At 40.6% G+C, this 19068-nt stretch carries 17 protein-coding genes; 7 read left to right on the forward strand and 10 right to left on the reverse strand.

Annotated features, from left to right (window positions below; translation table 11 throughout):
• Positions 1–6: 6 nt before the first annotated feature.
• From CH377_RS01990 to CH377_RS02000, 3 genes are read right to left on the reverse strand one after another with little or no spacing between them, the layout of a single operon-like run.
• Positions 7–693, reverse strand: coding sequence for a toxin-antitoxin system YwqK family antitoxin (locus CH377_RS01990; protein WP_100722155.1), 687 nt, complete (start codon positions 691–693; stop codon positions 7–9).
• Complete coding sequence (locus CH377_RS01995; RefSeq protein ID WP_165780441.1) at positions 694–1314, reverse strand: hypothetical protein; 621 nt, start codon at positions 1312–1314, stop codon at positions 694–696.
• Positions 1289–2047 carry a ParA family protein gene (locus tag CH377_RS02000; RefSeq protein WP_100722156.1) on the reverse strand — a complete coding sequence of 253 codons (759 nt, stop codon included), beginning with the start codon at positions 2045–2047 and terminating at the stop codon, positions 1289–1291. Before CH377_RS02000 ends, CH377_RS01995 begins: the two co-directional genes overlap by 26 nt.
• A 116-nt stretch (positions 2048–2163) precedes the next feature.
• Between CH377_RS02000 and gatB the strand changes: the two genes are divergently transcribed.
• A complete protein-coding gene (gene gatB, locus CH377_RS02005) occupies positions 2164–3621 on the forward strand; it encodes an Asp-tRNA(Asn)/Glu-tRNA(Gln) amidotransferase subunit GatB (protein WP_100722157.1) in 1458 nt (485 codons plus the stop codon).
• A 28-nt stretch (positions 3622–3649) separates the two neighbouring features.
• On the opposite strand, the gene CH377_RS02010 is transcribed toward gatB, so the two are convergent.
• The gene (locus tag CH377_RS02010; RefSeq protein ID WP_100722158.1) at positions 3650–4120 is read right to left on the reverse strand and encodes a GNAT family N-acetyltransferase; all 471 of its coding nucleotides are present in this window, start codon (positions 4118–4120) and stop codon (positions 3650–3652) included.
• 372 nt (positions 4121–4492) lie between these two features.
• Between CH377_RS02010 and dnaE the strand changes: the two genes are divergently transcribed.
• A complete protein-coding gene (gene dnaE / locus CH377_RS02015) occupies positions 4493–8014 on the forward strand; it encodes a DNA polymerase III subunit alpha (RefSeq protein WP_208859766.1) in 3522 nt (1173 codons plus the stop codon).
• 37 nt (positions 8015–8051) lie between these two features.
• Complete coding sequence (locus CH377_RS02020) at positions 8052–8594, forward strand: GNAT family N-acetyltransferase (RefSeq protein ID WP_100722160.1); 543 nt, start codon at positions 8052–8054, stop codon at positions 8592–8594.
• A gap of 3 nt (positions 8595–8597) precedes the next feature.
• Here the strand turns inward: CH377_RS02020 and CH377_RS02025 are convergent, their stop codons facing one another.
• Positions 8598–9662 (reverse strand): histidine kinase dimerization/phosphoacceptor domain -containing protein, encoded by a 1065-nt coding sequence (locus CH377_RS02025; protein ID WP_100722161.1) that lies wholly within the window; start codon positions 9660–9662, stop codon positions 8598–8600.
• A gap of 68 nt (positions 9663–9730) precedes the next feature.
• Complete coding sequence (locus tag CH377_RS02030; RefSeq protein WP_165780442.1) at positions 9731–10639, reverse strand: M23 family metallopeptidase; 909 nt, start codon at positions 10637–10639, stop codon at positions 9731–9733.
• A gap of 34 nt (positions 10640–10673) precedes the next feature.
• Between CH377_RS02030 and CH377_RS02035 the strand changes: the two genes are divergently transcribed.
• The 4 genes from CH377_RS02035 (at position 10674) to CH377_RS02050 (ending at position 14990) form a co-directional block, all read left to right on the forward strand.
• Positions 10674–11579, forward strand: a complete 906-nt coding sequence (locus tag CH377_RS02035) for a sigma-70 family RNA polymerase sigma factor (protein ID WP_100722163.1) — start codon at positions 10674–10676, stop codon at positions 11577–11579.
• Positions 11580–11618: 39 nt separating this feature from the next.
• On the forward strand, positions 11619–12359 hold the full coding sequence (locus tag CH377_RS02040) for a hypothetical protein (protein ID WP_100722164.1): 741 nt from the start codon (positions 11619–11621) through the stop codon (positions 12357–12359).
• A 75-nt stretch (positions 12360–12434) separates the two neighbouring features.
• On the forward strand, positions 12435–14273 hold the full coding sequence (locus tag CH377_RS02045) for a CHAT domain-containing protein (RefSeq protein WP_100722165.1): 1839 nt from the start codon (positions 12435–12437) through the stop codon (positions 14271–14273).
• Positions 14274–14990 (forward strand): hypothetical protein, encoded by a 717-nt coding sequence (locus tag CH377_RS02050; RefSeq protein WP_100722166.1) that lies wholly within the window; start codon positions 14274–14276, stop codon positions 14988–14990. It abuts the gene before it with no gap.
• A gap of 59 nt (positions 14991–15049) precedes the next feature.
• Here CH377_RS02050 and CH377_RS02055 read toward each other — a convergent pair whose 3' ends face one another.
• From CH377_RS02055 to CH377_RS02070, 4 genes are all read right to left on the reverse strand, one after another.
• Positions 15050–15316, reverse strand: a complete 267-nt coding sequence (locus CH377_RS02055) for a phasin-related domain-containing protein (RefSeq protein ID WP_008595105.1) — start codon at positions 15314–15316, stop codon at positions 15050–15052.
• A 145-nt stretch (positions 15317–15461) separates the two neighbouring features.
• Positions 15462–17057: a phosphoenolpyruvate carboxykinase (ATP) gene (gene pckA, locus CH377_RS02060; protein WP_100722167.1), complete on the reverse strand. Its 1596-nt coding sequence runs from the start codon at positions 17055–17057 to the stop codon at positions 15462–15464.
• Positions 17058–17180: 123 nt separating this feature from the next.
• Positions 17181–18443 (reverse strand): PIN/TRAM domain-containing protein, encoded by a 1263-nt coding sequence (locus tag CH377_RS02065; RefSeq protein WP_100722168.1) that lies wholly within the window; start codon positions 18441–18443, stop codon positions 17181–17183.
• 41 nt (positions 18444–18484) lie between these two features.
• Positions 18485–19048, reverse strand: coding sequence for a CarD family transcriptional regulator (locus CH377_RS02070; RefSeq protein ID WP_100722169.1), 564 nt, complete (start codon positions 19046–19048; stop codon positions 18485–18487).
• Between the last annotated feature and the right edge of the window lie 20 nt (positions 19049–19068).

The following is a 19068-nucleotide window of genomic DNA, read 5'->3' on the forward strand; positions in this document are numbered from 1 at the left end:
TAGGGATTATCCGCAACTAGATTCTTTTTTCTGAACTTCGCAGAGAACTTTTCCACTAGGGGAAAAGATAGTTCTAGATAAGAAGTTACCACCCTCATCAAAAACTTCGACAGATTCAGTTTGTCTGTTAGGGAAATAATAGAACCAAGTGCGGATCTTTTTTCCCTTGGAATAATAACCTGAATATTCCAGTTCTCCGTCTTTGAAGTATTTCTGCCAGAAATCGGACTTTTGCCCGTTTTTATAATTACCTTTTACTTCCAGAGAACCTTCCGGATAATATCTTTCGTACGGACCTTCTTCGTTTCCTTCGTCTCCGTTAAATTGTGCAAATTCATCTTTGGCCTGGCTGCCGAATCTTTGTTTGATATAAGGTTTGCCGTCTGAAAAATACCAAACCCAATCTCCGATCTTCGAACCGTGCTCATATTTTCCTTGGGAAGCGAGACCCTCTTCCGTTCTAAGATAGGATTTACATTGCCCGTGATAGAGTTTATTCTCATCTAAAGGACATTCAAAATACAACTTTCCATTATCGTAATATATTCTAGCGAGACCAGGCTCATTCAAGATATAAGCGTTCATGTTTTTGTCGTATTTTGCATCTGCAGGCAGACCTTGAGGTCTTTCCGCAGATTCGCAAAAGAAAACAAAGGAGCAAACGAAGAATATTATAAATTTTGAAAATTTCATCTAGTCGATGGTGAACTTTTTAGATACGAGAATTTCTCCATTCTCGTCTTTGATCTCCGCTTCGTATGAACCTTCGTCATCGAAGAAAGAATCATCATAATAGGTTTGGAATTTATCGAATCTGCGTTTGAATTCTTTTTCTTGAACGCTGATCTCTTCCTTGGATTCATCCACTTTATAGATAGTAAGTTTGATCTTATCAGGGGAGAACCAACCACCTCTTTTATAATAAATGAAAAAGTCCTGTCCGTGAGTGAAATGGTATTCTTTTTCCGAACCCATTCCGGAAACTTTATCCGGAGTCATTTTATCCACGTCCATATAGATCTCGTGTTTAGAAGGCCAGATCCACCAAACAAAAATCAATACCAAGAAGACACCGAGAATGCGGATCCATTTTTTATTTCCGTTAGAATCACGGAGTCCCGTTTGTGTGTATTCTTCTATCCTCATACCGTTGTTTAGCTTGAAAATGGGCTCTTTTTTGGGCAATTGTTTTTCCTGGGTTTTAGGATCCGTTTTCGATTCCGGAGAAACTTCTCCCCCCAATGTTTTTTTGACGGCTGCTCCTGCCGCTTTTTTTAATAAGTCCTTCTTACCCGCCAAAAGAATAGACCTCATCTGTGAATTGTTGGTAGGCCTTGGTCGTTTTGTTTTTGGGTTGGTATTCGTACAAAGATTGATTCAAAAGATGAGCCTCTTCTACAGCAACAGAAGGAGGAATTTTTGATTCAAATAGACGAAGATGTTCTTCAATCATCGGAACCACCGTTTGAGACATCGTGGTCCTTTGTTGGAATAAGGTCAATAATGCTCCCAAAATTTTCAGATCAGGATTAAACCTTTTTACTGTATGATTTTTGGCTTCGAGGATCGCCTCTATCCCATCCAAAGAAAACTTAGAAATCTGTAATGGAACAATAAGTCCAGTTGCAGCCACAAACGCATTCATAGTGATCAAAGAAAGACTAGGGGGACAATCGATCACCACCCAATCAAAATCATTTGTGACAGTTTCCAGGGCCTCTTTCAGAACAAAAAAGCCGTCTATCTTCCCGGAAAGTAAAACATCAATTTGAGAAAGTTTAGAAGATGCGGGCAGTAAACTTAAACCGGGAATCCTGGTAGGAGTGATCAGTTCACGAATTGGGACCTTCTCGCTAAAAAGTAAAAAAGAGTCCTTACCATTTTTAGAAGAAGGCTCCGTAAACACGGAGCTCGCATTACTTTGGGCATCCAGGTCTATGAGCAAAACCCTTTCTCCCTTTCTGGCGAGACCAACAGCAAGATGGACGGAAGTAGTGGTTTTGCCCACTCCCCCTTTTTGATTGGCTATACAAAGAGTTTGTTTCATTCAAAAATCCGTTGCCGGTACTGGTCCTCTTAGAAGAATAACTACATAGGCCTCTAAAATTTCAAGAATAAGGAAAAATTTCCTGTTCTTCCGGAAACTGAGGCAAGGGAGCCCTAATGGAATACGAAGTAATCATCGGTTTGGAAGTGCATGCTCAATTAAATACGGATTCCAAAGTTTTCTCCGATAGCCCTTCCAAGTTCGGAGCCGCTCCTAATTCCCAGGTTTCCTCAGTCTGTTTGGGACTTCCAGGTTCTTTGCCTGTATTAAACGAAGAAGCTTTGACCAAGGCAATCATGGCTGGCCTTGCATTCGGCTCCAATATCACTCTTCATACTAAGTTCGATCGGAAAAATTATTTTTATCCTGATCTTCCAAAAGGTTATCAAATTTCACAATTCGACAGACCGATCTGCGAAGGTGGAAAAATCCATTTTACGGTAAAGGGAGAAGATAAACCTAGATTCGTAAACCTTACACGTATTCATATAGAAGAAGACGCCGGAAAATTAATACACTCTGCAGATCCTAAAATTCCTCAGTCTTATGTTGACTTGAACCGTGCAGGAACCCCTTTAATAGAGATTGTTTCCGAGCCTGATATGCGTTCTTCCGACGAGGCATATTATTATCTTTTAGCTCTCAAATCAGTTCTTAGATATATTAGAGTTTCCGACTGTAATATGGAAGAAGGCTCACTCCGCTGTGACGCGAACGTTTCTATTCGCCCAAAAGGTTCTGACAAATTCGGAACAAGAGTAGAGATCAAAAATCTAAACTCATTTAAAGCAGTTAAGGCAGCCATCGATTACGAAGTAGAATGGCAAAGAGATATGTATACTCAGGGAAAAACTTTCCCTCAACAAACTAAACTTTGGGACTCAGCATCTAATGTGACTCTCACAATGAGAACCAAAGAGATGAGCCATGACTATAGATATTTCCCGGATCCGGACCTTCCTCCTGTAATTCTTACTAAAGAGACTGTCGAAGATATCCGCAAAACTCTTCCGGAACTTCCTGATGCAAGAAGAGACAGATTTGTGGAGAAACTGGGACTTCCTAAATATGATGCAGAAGTTCTAACTGCAGAAAGAGAGATCGCAGACTATTATGAAAGCGCTCTTAAGGTTTCAGGAGATGCAAAAAAGACCTCCAACTGGGTAAAAGACGAAGTATTAGGAATCGTTAATAAAGAGAGCATTACCATCTCCGAGTTCAAAGTAAGTCCTGAAAGAATAGGCGGCTTAGTAAAACTGATCGCTGACGGAAAAATTTCAGGTAAAATCGGTAAAACCGTCTTCGAAGAAATGCTCGGAACGGACAAAGATCCGGAAACAATCGTAACCGAAAAAAATCTGATCGTTGTTCGAGACGATAAAGAGATCGAAAGGATCGTAGACGAAGCAATTGCTGCAAACGAAGATGCTGTCCAAAAATACAAATCTGGGAAAGACAGAGCCCTCGGAGCGATAGTTGGTTATGTAATGAAGGTTTCCAAAGGAAAAGCGGATCCGAATTTAGTGAACCAGATGTTATTGGATAAATTAGGACCCTTGCCTCCTAAAGGTTAAGAATATTTAAGGAGAAGTATTCGAAAGATTACTTCTCCTTGGGTACTGCCCAATAATAGTGCAAATACTCCTCATTTAATTTAAATCCGAAACGTTCATATAGATGTCTTGCGTGGCGATTGTCCGGATGAGTTTCTAATCCCATTCCTTTTCCACCATGTTCCATTACATGATTCGCCGCTCCAGCTAGGATCTTTTTTGCCGTTCCTCTTCTACGTTCTGTTTCTCTAATATAGAGATCGTTGAGTATATAATCCCTTCTCATGGACAAAGAAGAAAAGATCGGGTAAAGTTGGGCGAAACCGAGTAATCTTCCTCCATCTTCTGCAACGATCAAAACGGAATCCTTGTGTAAGAGTCTATCTTCTAAAAACTTTTTAGCTCCTGCAAGATTTGAAGGGAGTTCGTAAAATTTACGATAAAGGTCGAACAATTCCGAAAGTTCTTCTAAATCGGAACGGCTGGCGATTCTTACGTTGATTGAATTTTCTTTTTGCATATTTGTTTTGAAGGGAATAAAAACAATTTTAACGTTTTAAAGTCTATTTCGATTTTCTAAATTATACGTTCTAGTTTGTAGATTTCGGAATCTTTCATCTGCTTTCTCTTATTTTTGAAATATTTTCAGATCCATAAGTAGCAAAAACCATTACAAGCGGGTCTTTTTAATAAGTCGGATTAGACTTGGGTGAATTGCCATAGAGAAGCAGTCTAGAAAAGATAGATTTTATTATTTTTTCCCATTATGATTCTCAAGGAAACCCTTCGGGAAATTCTGGCATTTCGATACGGAAATCTGGAATCGGTTTTTGAGATTTCCGGCTACTCCGCTTGACGGAGGCAGGACCCAATTTCTATTATGTCCCTTGGTATGGAAGACTTCGCCCACCTTCATCTCCACACAACCTACTCTATGCTCGACGGGGCGATCCGGATCAAAGAGCTAATGCAGCATGTTAAGGAGCTTGGTATGAGCTCCGTGGCAATGACGGACCATGGAAACATGTTCGGCGCCATTGAATTTTATAATGAAGCAACCAAAGCCGGAGTAAAACCGATCATAGGCTGCGAATTTTACGTTTCTCCGAACAGAAAAGCGGAAACGGAAGAATTTAAGATTGCCGACGGAAATGCATACCATCTAATTCTTCTGGCTAAAAACGAAGTAGGTTACAAAAACCTAATAAAGCTCGCTAGCAAATCCTATACCGAAGGTTTTTATAAAAAAGCAAGGATCGATTACGATCTTTTAGATAGGCATAGCGAAGGCCTAGTCTGTTTGACTGCTTGTCTCGCAGGAGAAGTGAACCGCAAAATTTTAGAAGGTAAAGCACCTGAGTCCTTCCAACTTGCAGGCAAACTAAACGAAATTTTTAATAAAGAAGACTTCTATTTAGAGATCCAAAACCACGGAATCCCTGAACAAGATATCGTTGCAAAAGGTGTGTACGATCTCGCCCAAAAAACTGGGATTAAATTAGTAGTCACGAACGATTCTCACTTCTTAAAAAAGGACGATAAAGAAGCCCAAGACATTCTTCTTCGTATCGGAATGAGAAAAAACATCGAAGACGAAATGGAGTTCGGGTTCAACCAGCACTTCTACGTCAAAAGTCCTGCAGAAATGAAGGCACTGTTCCCTGAACTTCCTCAAGCATATTATTCTACTTTAGAAGTTCGTGATAAAGTAGATCTCAAATTAAAATTTGGGAATTATCTTCTACCTGAATTTAACGTTCCGGATGGTTTCGATGAATACGGTTTTATGGAAAAACTGGTTTGGGAAGGAATTCAGCAACGTTACCCTCAGGTTACTTCTGAGATCAAAGAAAGGGTAGAATTCGAGCTAAACACGATCAAGAGCATGCACTTCGCAGGTTACTTCTTGATCGTTCAGGATTATATTAACTTTGCTAAAAAAACCGGGATACCTGTAGGTCCAGGAAGAGGATCCGCGGCCGGTTCCATCGTAGCTTATGCACTTGGAATTACGAACGTAGAACCTTTGCAGTTCAATCTACTCTTCGAAAGATTTTTGAATCCTGACAGGAAGGACATGCCGGATATAGATACGGACTTCTGCGTGGAACGCCGAGAAGAAGTAATCAATTATATCCGCCAAAAGTACGGAGAAGATAGAGTCGGCCAGATCATCACATTCGGATCTTTGGGTGCAAAAGCAGCTCTCAAAGACGTTGCTCGAGTGATGAATCTTCCATTCGAAGAATCTAATAAACTCACAAGTTATTGTCCAAGTAAACCTGGTATCACAATCGACGAAGCTTTGGCTATGTCCGGTGACTTAAAACAAGCCAGTGAAAAAGACGACTTAAACAAAAAGATATTCGCGATCGCAAAACGTCTAGAGGGAAACCATAGGCAGCCGGGCCGCCATGCCGCGGGTGTAGTAATTTCTCCTTTTCCGTTGGAAGAAGTGGTTCCTCTTTCTACAGTAGCTGAGAAGGAAAGACCAGGCTTTCGTTCTATCGTAACTCAATATGAAAAGAATAATTTAGAAGCCATCGGTCTCATCAAGATGGATATCTTGGGTCTTAAGAACTTAACGACCCTGAACTATGCAATCAAACTTGTAAGAGAAAGAAGAGGGATCGAATTAGATTTAGATAAAATTCCTCTGGATAACGCAAACACTTACGCATTATTAAGAAAAGCGAATACACTCGGTATCTTCCAGTTAGAATCCACCGGTATTACTGATCTTGTGGCTCGAAGCCAAGTCTCCAACTTTGATGAGATCGTAGCCTTGATCGCACTTTATCGCCCTGGTCCAATGGAATCAGGGATGTTAGAAGAATACTTGGAACGTAAGAGCGGCAAAAAGCCCGTTACTTATCCGCATTCCTCCACCGAATCCATCTTAAAAGAAACATTCGGTCTGACAGTTTACCAAGAACAAGTAATGAGTATCTCCCGAGTTGTGGGTGGATACACCATGGGCGAATCGGATATGCTCCGAAAAGCTATGGCCAAGAAGAAAAAAGAACTTATGGATCCACTTCGGGTCAAGTTCATCGACGGTGCACAAGCACAAGGCCACGCTAAAAAATTCGCAGAAGAACTTTTCGATCAATTGGAAAAATTCGGAGGTTATGGATTCAACAAATCCCACTCCGTGGCTTACGCGTTAGTCACCTATCAAACCGCTTATATGAAGGCCAATTACCCAACAGAGTATATGGCTGCATTACTTGCGGGAGATCATTCTAAAACTACCGACATTACAAAATATATTAATAATGCTCGTGAAATGGGGATCAACGTTTTGACTCCCGACGTAAACGAGTCCGACGTATCCTTTTCCGTAATTGATGACCAAACAATTCGATTCGGCATTTCCGCAATGAAAGGTGTGGGAGAAGGCGCTGCAGAAAATATCATCAAAGCCAGAAAGAACCTCGGAGGTTTTAAAGAAATCACCGAGTTCATGACAAATATAGACACTCGAGTATTGAACAAAAAAATCCTGGAAGCTTTGGTGCAAGGTGGTGCCTTAGATTCTTTCGGATACACTCGAAAATGTTTATTTGAGTCCATGGATAGTTTGGTTTCTTTCGCACAAAAAGAGCAGGAAAGATCCAGAGAAGGCCAATTCTCACTTTTCGGTGAAAGCGGACTCAGTTACGAATTAAAACTGCCTAAAGACGCAGACGAATGGGAAATGGAAGACAGACTTAAGAGAGAAAAATCTGTCACAGGACTTTTCCTTTCCGGCCACCCATTGGATAAATACAAGGGGCACTTAAAAAGTCTAAACTCGGTCCCAATTGAAACATTAGATAATATTAAAGCAGGAAATAAGGTAGAAGTAGTCGGAATCCTTACTTCCTTAAAGATTAAGTTCACCAAGAAAAAAGAAGAATTCGTAAACTTCAAATTGGAAGATCGCACAGGAGAAATCGAATGTGTGGCTTTCCCTAAAGTGTATCAAAAATTCAAAGAAATCATCAAAGAAGACCAGGCAGTATTCCTAAAAGGAGATCTGGATAGGATAGAAGCAGGAGAATCTGAACTAAGGGGACAGATCAAAGTAAATAGTTTCGAGATCTTGAACGATGCCACCATTGAAGACAAAATGGAAAAGGCACTTCATATCAAACTCGGAGACCGACATAGAAAAATGCCGGATATCATTGGCCAACTGCATACTTTACTCGCTGCTTACCAAGGAAATTCCCAAGTATATTTCCATCTAATCTCTGGAGACGAAGAGAAGAAGGTAATCCGAGCTCATAATCATTACTCCGTACAACCAAATCCGGAATTGATGAATCGATTGGTTACCTTACTCGGAGAAGATACGGTTTTTGAAAGTTTCGGAGATAATGTAAGACTCTACGGAACAAACGGAACCAAACAAGCGGTTAAGATTTAATTCTTCTCGCCCCTCATTCGTATATTCCCAAACAACAATGCTGGAAACTTCCCGCCTAGTATTAAGAAAATGGAAACCGGAAGATCTGGAACCTTTTTCCAGAATGAATTCTCATCCAAGCGTGATGAGATTTTTCCCTAAATTACTCAATAAATCCGAAACAGAAAAACTCATTCTGAGGATAAATGAACATTGGGAAAAATTCGGATTCGGATTATTTGCCTTAGAAGAAAGATCTTCCGGAAAATTTTTTGGATTCACCGGGCTAATGTACGCTAATTTTAATTCGTTCTTCACACCTGCTTTAGAAATAGGCTGGAGATTGGACCAAAACTTTTGGGCGAAAGGATATGCTAAAGAAGCTGCAATCGCAGCATTAAAATTCGGATTTGAAAATTCTCTTTCAAGAGAAATTGTTTCTTTCACTTCCAGAATCAATCATGCTTCAAGAGGAGTAATGAATAGTATAGGATTACATTACTCAGGAGAATTTGAACATCCAAGAGTCAAGTTAGGATCTTCACTAAGAACACATGTTCTTTACAGGATCAACTCAGAAGATTGGAAAAAAAGAATTTAAAGTCTATCTTTTCAATGTTACTAAACTAGCCGAAACTTTTCCGCTACCACTTGGATCCACTTTTAAATCCCCACCCGAATGACTGAGAAGATCCCTAGAAAAGCGACTCCAATCCCCCTCTACCAAACTTGCACCTTCTACTTGAAGTTCTAAAGTTTTGATCGTAGGATTCCTAAAACTGATCTTTAGATCTTCTACGTGATTCGTAACAGATTCTGAAGTTGCGGAAACTATCTCTCCTAAAACTAAAAGAAGAAGATTCGCTTCTTTCACGTCTAGTTGATAATGTTTTGAAACCGGATCCAAATTCGGAAGAGCCTTGTATTTGGAAACAATACGATTCAGATAATTCTCTATTACTTCTCCAATAGAAACACTTTGCACATGTTCCGCATCTTGGGAGACAGTATGGACAGAAGCAAGGGCCAATATTCTTCTTTCTAAAATCTGCAAAACATTTCGAGTCTCCATGGAATTTTCGGAATCTTTCAGAAAAGAAACCATCTCCAAGATGACTTGCATATTATTTCTGACCCTATGAGAAAGTTCTTTTAAAAGAACATCCTTATCCAGGATCAATTTGTCCATATTCGCACCGATTAAAACTGCGAATAACGTAAGGACACAGAGAGATGCAATTGAATCAGTATAAATTTCATTACCGGTTGATCCGATTGGAATCCCAGTCCTCCAAAGCAGAAGACCCAAACAATAGAACATAGCTACGACTGCCATCTTACGGTTGAAAAAGTAGAGTTGGAAAAAAACCAAAACCGGGAACCAAACCGCTGCATTCTTAACACCCGGACCATATATAACTCCAAGCCCCAAAGCTAAAGCGAACAAAAAGCAAGAAAGATAAACAGCTTCTTTATATTTAGATTTATATAATAAAAAACAACAAAGGATAGAAGTGATCCCAGCAACCGTATATCCAGGTCTGAATGTATGATTACCTGTTAGATATTCAAAGCTCAAGATCCCTGCAGACATTAAGCCGACCACTATCGCAATCCCGAAAAGATATTTTTTACGAGGCACGCCCGGGATATCTAAGACTTCAAACATAATAGCACCCTAATTTCCGAAAGACCGGAAGGATGACCTATTGGACGTATTAAGCTTTTAATCCGCAACTAACGAATGCGGTTTACATAGAAAGTAAATGTTTTTTCGGTAAGATTTTGACGAAAGTCCCAGGCCAATACCTTGATCACATTCTCTCCATTACGAAAATCCAAATTACCTACCAAATATTGGTCCTTAAAATAGAGATCTGAAAATGGGAAACCTTCCGAGTTTTTCCATTCTCCTTTTTCGTAATGTAGATTGGAGAAACTAGCTTTCTTCAATAATTGTCCGTTCAAGGAAACTTGGATCTGAGAAACACCTCTTCTCTGGCCCGATTTTTTCCCCGCATCTTGGATCCCGACAGTAACCGGAAAAGCTCTAGAAATATTAATATTGTCTCCGTCATTTACCTGGCTGTATTTATATTCATCCTGATGAATAAGTAAATTTCCGATCACCGGAGGACTTTCATCTTCCACGATAGGCAAAACCTTCATCGGATCCTGGATGGTCTTTCCGAAATCTTTAAGTAAGACGAAATGGAGGTGGGCTCCACTGGAGTGGCCTGTGTTTCCTGTGTAAGCGATTTTTTCTCCACCGGCGACTAGACGTTCTTCTAAAAGCCCAGGGAGGCGACCATCTTTCAAATGGTAATAGGAAGAATACGTCCCATTTCCGTGATCCAGCCAAACAGAATTCCCGGTTCCGAATTCTTCTCCAAAAGGATCATCTTCGCCAAACCGTGAATAAAGGATCTTTCCCTCTGCCATCGCCAAAACCGGTTCTCCAGTGGAAGCGATGTCCATTCCGTTATGAAAATGGTCCCCCCTGGATTCTCCGAACACGGATGTAACCTTATTCTCGATTCCGTCGGTTTTCACAGGGAAAAGAAAATTTATTACTTTATCGTTTTGCGCAAAGGTGCTTAGATGGAACGCGGCCAAGATAATTCCGAGGGATATACTACGTCTCATATCGTTGGCTCTCAGGTGCAAGGTTACATAAAGAATGAATTTGTCAAAGGATAAAACCCTCGACCTAGTTACCCGTTGCGGGGAAGGAGACGAGGCGGCTCTCAAGTTATTCTTCGAATCCTATTCCGAAGATATTTACAATTTTCCGATGAAAATCTTTCACCTTAGTGAAGATGATGCCGGAGACTTCTTCTTATACGCGTTCGAAAGACTGAAAACCGGAGCAAGATTCTCTAGCTTCAAAGGTAAATCAAGTTTTAGAACATGGTTCTACTCCGTTCTACGTAATATGCTTATCGATTGGCAAAGAACCAAGCGAGAGCTGAAGATGACCAACCTTGGAAAGATCAACAAGGAAGGAAAAGAATACGCAACGATTGAAGACGAGCCGGACCTTCGTCCTGACTTAGTGGAAGAGGCACAAGAGCTAACCAAACATTTCCACCAAGTATTAGGAGAAATAGGTGTAGAGAAGAGAGTAATTTTCAAACTTTCTTATATATACTATCTCAACCTAGACGAGGAAGAGATCCAATTCCTGATCGAAAAAACAAATCTGAGCGTAGACGAAATTAAAAAGAAAATTTTGGGCCTTCGATCCGAACTTTCCAAGCGGGAAGAAGAGAATATCCGTATGGAAGACAAGATTACGTCTCTATATTTAAATATTCTAGAGCTGAAAGAAAAGCAGACCGTAACTGTTAAGAAAGCCCCCTTACTCCCTCAAGAAATAGATAAAACTTCCCAAGCATTAAAGAAGAAATACGAACAACGGAAAAAACTCTTAGAAAAGCGCAAAAAAGGCCATTTCCTGGCGAGGACTCCCTACAGAGAGGTTGCTGACCTTTTAGGGATAACCGAGGGAAATGTTAGCGTTACATTACTCAGATTGATCGAAAAAATACAAAAAAAACTCAAATTTTCCGAATTGTCTGAGTAGAAACAATCGTCTTAAAACCTATTGGAGAATCTTACTCAAATGGAATCCAACCGCGAAAACTCGGTGCCAGAAATAATCCAGTCACTATTTGAAGGGAAACCTGAAGTTCTGACTAAACTAGAAAAAGACACCGAACTACAAAACGAACTCATTAGAATGGAAGAAGCTCTCCAGGCTAGTCTAAAAGCTGCCGGTGAGTCCTACTTCGATTCAGCTTCACGTACACATTCTTTCCAAACCTTCCAAGAGGATTTGGATCTGAATAAGGCCGAACTAAACGAAGGCTGGCAGGTTAAACCTTTTCCAGAATATCTAAAAAGATATGTGGAAATGGAATTAGCCCGTAAGGCACAAGGAAAAGAATCCATCGTAGTTAAATTAGGAAAATCCGGAGCACAACTTTTCGGAAGCCTGATTGAAACTCTTCAAATCAACACTCGTGTGGATTATGCGCCTGCTATGCGTTCTGCAGTAGCAAAATCGCCTTCTTCTTCCGAGTTCATCGTATTTGAAGAAAAAATGGATAAGGACTGCAAGTTCACTTACCAAGTCGTACAAGAAACCGACGAAACTGCTTACTTAAGTGTCAAAATCGAATGTCCAAGACCGGAAGATTTCCAAAGAGTAAATCTTTCTAAGGACGGAAGATTCATACTTTCCAATCAATTCAACTCCGAGGGGATCACTAATTTCTCCGGATTGAGAGAAGGAAAGTACACAGTAGAGTTTCAGGGAAAAGACTTGTCTAAATCCATAGATCTCTTTATCCTTTTGGATTAAGAGCGTTGTAACCAGTTTCCTTCCTGACTCTTATGTCACGGCAAGGAAACTTCTTAGGCGCAGTTTGTAGATCCAATGCTGAACCTAATCATAGACAGAGTCGGTGCCGTAAACGTATTCAATATTCTGGATAGTTCCGGCAGCGGATCAGAATCACATCTTCAGTCCACTATGGACGAAGATCTAATTCTAGAGTACATTAAGGAAATCGAAAACTTAGTTCGGGTTTCCGTCGCAATCCACCAAAAATCAGCACAAACCCCAACTTTAGAAACCGATATACTTCATGATCTAAAGATCCTGGGAGAAACTTTTTATGATCAGTTCTTTCCTGCCGCCATCCAAGAAAAACTCAGACTTACTACTGAAAAATACCTTCATTTTAATATAGATCCTAAGTTAGGAGTGATCCCGTGGGAGCTCCTACATGACGGCACTTGTTTTCTCTCAGACAAATTCTATATAGGAAAAACTGTAAGAGGAGAATCCAGTAGCGGTGCCTTCAAAGAGAAGGAGAAATTACGAATGCTCATTATCGCGGATCCAACCGAGGATCTAGAATGGGCTCAAAAAGAGGGAGAGCAGATCTTCCGTGTACTAAGTGAGAAGGTACCAAGTTCCAGATTAGAGATCGAATTCATAGGCGGACGCCAAGTTACTAAATTAAAACTTCTTTCTCTTATCAAAGGAAAGAATATTATCCATTACTCAGGACATCTTTACTTCTCCGATGATCCTTTAGAAAATGGATGGTTGATCTCGGAAGGAAAGATCTTAAAAGCAAGAGAGATCAAAAACTCCGGATTTAACACCGACATGGTGTTCTCCAACTCTTGCCAATCCAACAAGAGTGCTACTAGAAATCTGAATGCTGATCTGATGAACAATTTTGCAGGATCATTTTTGATGTCCGGTATCAAAAGTTTTATCGGCACCAATTGGGAAATCGCAGACAATCAGAATACGATCGATTTTACGATCCAGTTTTATACGAACTTATTCGCGGATAGAAGTATTGGCGAATCCTTGTATCTTGCAAAGGAACATGCCAGAAGGAATTACGATCCAAGCGATCTTACTTGGACTAACTATAGTTTACATGGACAACCGGTCATTAGAGTAGTTTCCGATCCTACAAAAGGTAAACCGGTCCATAAGATCATTAATCCTTCTTTAATATTCAAATTTTATCCGAACCCAATCGCAGCATCTTATTATAAGTTCACTGAAAAGCAAAAAGAAGAATCACTTACTTCCTATCAATTGATGGAACATTTGATTTTTGCTTTCGAGGAATTTTCAAAAGTGATAGGTGGAATCTTATTCAGCGATCACCAGAATCACTCTTTAGGAAAATATATCCCAAATAATCCAGACGATGCATATAATACGGAAAGATGGTGGGAACTGATGTTCCAGTGCCTTCATGATTTCAGAAAATTAGAGATCACTCCAGTTGTTACGGATCTACCTGAAATACTTTTCGCGAACAAAGATACGATTTCCAAGATGATCAATTGGATCGATCTGTATTCAAAAGGTCAGATCCAACCGGAATCCGCTGACGGATATCTGATCACATTCCAGTATTATTTTGAAAATCTTCTGACTGAGTTAGAAGAATTAGAGAGGATCAGTATCTTCTTAGTTTCTACAAACTCTAATAATCATCTATTCTTCCGTGGAATAAAATCCGAATCTTCTTTAGTTGCTGCTCCAATGATCAAACAGGATTTTATAGGAGAGCAAATCGAGAAGTATAGAGGAAAGGTAATCGTTTTCCACGAAGATAGAATGCAGATCTTCCCTTTAAACTGTAATATAGTAGAAAATCCTGAAACCAAGGAATTAGAACTCGCGTTCTTGGGATTTCTTCCTTCTAAGCCTGGGAATCTGCCTCACGGCGGTTTATAAGTGGGTCTTTGCCAACCTTCTGCAGATGTTCCGTTTTCTTGCGGAGCCTGCTGCGGATTATTCAATCTAGAATTAAAACCGGATCAATTCAGAACTCTATTAAAAGATAGAACGGAAACTTTCAAAAAGTCCGTAGACTTCTCCAAACCTTATACGATGGCTGAATTCAGAAAGGTAAGAGAAGAAGCAGAAAAAAATTACGTTAAGAAAGATTCACTCACCTATAATTGCCCCTTCTTAGGAATGCTTACCGAAGAAGTAAGTGGAATATCTTCGGAGACCAAAGTCAGGAGTAGAATTGGATGTATGATCCATCCTGTTTACACAGGAGATCCTCGTAGCCAGAATTATTCCTTTTACGGGGCATCCATCTGCCAAGCTTACGATTGTAGGAACAAAGAAAGAAATTTTGCGGATGAATGGGAGAATGTATTTTCAGAATTTGCAGATGATTCTTTTTCTTATTCTTCTCTTTCTTCTGATTATAGAAGTATAGATTTGTTAGAAGGTTATCTGACGGAAAAAGGGATTCCTTCTACCGATTGGTTTACCGGCTCAAGAGAAACGATTCTTCAAATTCTAAAAATCAAATTCGAACAGAATATCTCCTTATGGAATACTTCTTTCGAACTAGATATGGAAAGCCCACCTCCTATCTCGTGGAAAGAAAGATTGGCGAAATGGTTGGGCCTGGAATCGGATGATCCCAGGCTTTGAGTTAATTTTGAAAATCGATTTGGATTAGTGGGGAAGGATAAACGAGAAGATAAAAGATCTCAGTCGTTAGAGTTTTTTTTACCGAATTCTTTTTTAGCTTCTTCTACTTTGGAATTAACTTGGCCTGCAAGGCCTTCCACAGAACGTAATGCGTCTTCGATATACTTTCTCAGATTATTTGCAACTTCGCTTTGGTCTTGAGAACCTTTTGCGGAGAGCTCTTTAAATTCTTTTTCCACTTTTAAAAGAATACTGTCCGCTTGTTCCCTCAGGGTTTTTGCCGCTCCGATCGCGAAATTCAGTGCTTCTTTGATTTCCTTTTCCATACTTTTGATCCCTATGTATTGTATGATGATTATGCGCCGCACAACGGATTGTCAACAACTTACCGAAACCACAAGGGCATAAAAAAGGAGCAAGGGGAAATCCCGCTTACTCCTTCGGAGATGATCCGACTTTTTAGAGATCAGCCTATATCTGAGGTCCGAACGCTGTGAAGTCGAAGTCTTTAGAACCTTCTACATATTTTTTGAAGTTCTCAATAAACATGCCGGCAAGCTTTTTAGAAGACTCATCATAAGCAGCCTTATCAGTCCAAGCCTCGCGAGGATCCAGGATAGAGCTATCCACACCTTCTACGGTTTTAGGATATTCTACTTGGAAGATCGGATGCTTAGTAAATTCAGCTTTGTCGATGTTTCCGTTCATGATCTCGTCGATAATTTTACGAGTAGAAGGAAGATTCATCCTCTTACCAGTTCCGTAAGCTCCACCAACAAGTCCTGTGTTCATCATGTATGCGCGAACATTATGTTTACGCATCTTCTCACCTAATAACTGAGCATAAACAGTTGGGTGAAGTGTCATGAACGCAGCTCCGAAACAAGCGGAGAATGTAGCGGTAGGTTCTTTAACACCTCTTTCAGTTCCCGCAACTTTCGCAGTATAACCAGAAAGGAAGTGATACATCGCTTGTTCGATAGACAGACGAGACACTGGAGGAAGAACTCCGAATGCATCGTAAGTCAAGAAGATGATCACTTTAGGGTGGCCACCTTTGGAAGGAACTTGGATGTTTTTGATATGGTAGATCGGGTAGGAAACTCTGGTGTTTTCGGTTTTAGCAGCGGAAGTATAATCTACAACTTTCGTTTTTTCGTCATAAACTACGTTCTCTAAAAGAGCGTCTCTTTTAATTGCTTCGAAAATTTCAGGCTCCGTTTTAGGATCTAGGTTGATCACTTTCGCGTAACAACCGCCCTCGATATTGAAAATTCCGTTATCATCCCAACCGTGCTCATCGTCTCCGATAAGTTTTCTGTTCGGGTCAGTGGAAAGAGTTGTCTTACCTGTTCCAGAAAGTCCGAAGAAAAGTGCAGTGTCTCCGTCTTTGTTCCCGATATTTGCGGAACAGTGCATAGAAACGATTCCCTGTAATGGTAACTTGTAGTTCATTACGGAGAAAATACCCTTCTTCATTTCTCCGCCGTATTCGGTTCCACCGATAATGCAGAGTTTTTTTGCAAGGTTGAAGATCACGAATACTTCTGAGTTCAGGCCATGCTCTTTGTATTTTTCGTTCTTCACTCCGCAAGCGTTGATGATAGTGAATTCAGGAAGAAGGTTGGCCAACTCTTCCTTGCTAGGGCGAAGGAACATGTTGGTGCAGAAATGGTGCTGCCATGCTTTTTCGGAAACTACACGAAGACCAATTCTGGTCTCAGGGTTTGCTCCTGCGTATCCGTCGAATACGTAGAGTTTTTTTCCGCTAAGATAGTTTACACATTTTTGATAAAGCTCTTCGAAAACTGCTTCGGAAGCTTTAAAGTTAATATGAGACCACCAGATATTCTTATTAGAAGAAGGTTCGTCTACGAAGTATTTATCTTTTGGAGAACGTCCGGTAAAGATACCGGTATCCACCATCATGGTTCCGTTAGAAGAAAGAACGGTTTCCCCGTTATTCTTTTCGTGTTCGAAAATTTCGTCGTATGAAAGGTTATGGAAGACTTCGGAGGGCTCTATACCGAGCTCCTTCAGTCCCTTCACTTGCGCTTGGGCCTGCATTTGGCTCTCCTTATTGAGATCGTATTTCAATTTTTTTTCGGGTTAGGATACCGTCAATTCGGAACCGGGTCGAATTTGAAGGCAATTCCTTATCCGACCCGTATTCTGTCTCTTTAGAGGGGGTTATTGTTGTTGTTGCTGCTGATCTTGGAAGTCTTTGCGATTTCCGAAATCATCACCCTTATTCTCGTTTTTGTCGCCTCTGTCCTGGTAATTGCCACGGTTCTGGTTTTTGTTTTGGTAATCTTTACGATTGCCTCTTTCCTCGTTTCCTCGGTCACCACGATCGTATCTATTTCCACGATCTTCTCCGCGTTCTCCGCCCTTACCACCTCTGTTTTCTTTTTCAGGGGCGCGTTCACCTTTATCAAAACCACTGTTTCCGTTAGCTTTGGTGAATATCATTTTTCCGGCAGCAGTTTGGATGATAGAAGTAACAGTAACTTTCACTTCTTTACCGACTAAATGTCCGCCGTTCTCTATCACTACCATGGTTCCATCTTCTAGATAGCCGATACCTTGGTTTTCGTCTTTTCCTTCTTTGATGACTTGGATAGCCAATTCTTCACCAGGAAGAACTACAGGTTTTAGTGCGTTTGCCAAGGTGTTCAGGTTAAGAACTTTTACCCCTTGGAGTTCCGCAACTTTGTTCAAGTTGAAGTCGTTAGTTACGATCTTTCCACCGGTGTCGCGAGCAAGTTTGATCAACTTAGCGTCAACTTCCCTAGTGTCAGAATAATCTTTGTAAGTGATCTTAACTTCGATGGAACCTTTTCTTTGGAGTTTGTTCAACATCTCCAAACCTCGGCGTCCTCTTGCTCTTTTGATCGGGTCAGAAGAATCACTAATAAGCTGGATCTCTCTTAACACGAAGTTAGGTAGAATAAGAGGGCCATCGATAAAATGTGTGTCAGCAATATCTAATATTCTTCCGTCGATAACAACAGAAGTATCTAGAATTTTATCTCTGACTTCATCTTTACCGATAGAAGCAACGCCGAATGGATCGACTAGAGAAGTAGGTCCTCCACCGCCGCCTCCGAATACGGAAAGGCCAGGTTCTTTTGCGAATGATTTACCTGCTCTAGCTCCGAAAAGACCTAGGATCAGGTACAATGCAAGATTCAATTCCTCAAAACGGATAATCGTTCCGATAAACCATGCCAGGGCGAATCCTAATAACGCACCCACGCCTACACAAAAAATAACGTCTCCGCGAAGTTTTGGGAATAGTTTAGTTTCACCGAACAAAAGTACGAGAGAAATTACGAGTACAAGCCCTGCACTAGAGCCTGAAAATACAAACTCTTGAGTTTGTTTTTGCGTTACAAAGAACGACACTAAGGAGAGTAGGACGGCCGTTAGACCTTTATAAAAATACGCCATAACTCAAATCCTTTTAAATAAGATTCGAGTTTTATCGGAAACTATTCTTCGTCTATGTCGACTGCAGCTACGGGAACTCTTTCTCCCGGAGCAAATGTACTAGCTAAAACATCTGACACAAGGTTCCCAGCTTCTTCTTGGGAAACTCCTTTGCTTAGGGCGACTTCCATCTTCACTAGATTGTACGCACTTTCGTACAATTTACGTTCCATGATGGACAGTTCTTTACCGTTTGCCCTGCGGAATAAATTCCTGCACACATCCGCCACTTCGAAGATCGATCCGGACTTTATTTTGTTCAGGTTGTTTTGATACCTGATCTTCCAGTCCTCTTCAGTATCGACCTCGTCTTTCTTGAGTAGATTGATAACTTTTTTGATATCCTTCTTGTCGATAATCGGTCGAATTCCGACCTGCTTTGCTTTTTCGACCGGGATCATCACCTTCATCTTGCTACCCTGGATTTCCATTACGTAGCACTCTTTTTTCTTTCCCAGGATAACCTTTTTAGCGATTTCGGTGATTTCACCTACCCCGTGGATCGGATATACGACGTAGTCACCTACGCCATGATCGTAGCCAGATTGTTTCTTTTTGCCAGCCAATTAGTATTAAGACTTCCGTT

Origin of the sequence: Leptospira haakeii (assembly GCF_002812045.1) — a bacterium.
Lineage (GTDB): Bacteria > Spirochaetota > Leptospiria > Leptospirales > Leptospiraceae > Leptospira_B > Leptospira_B haakeii.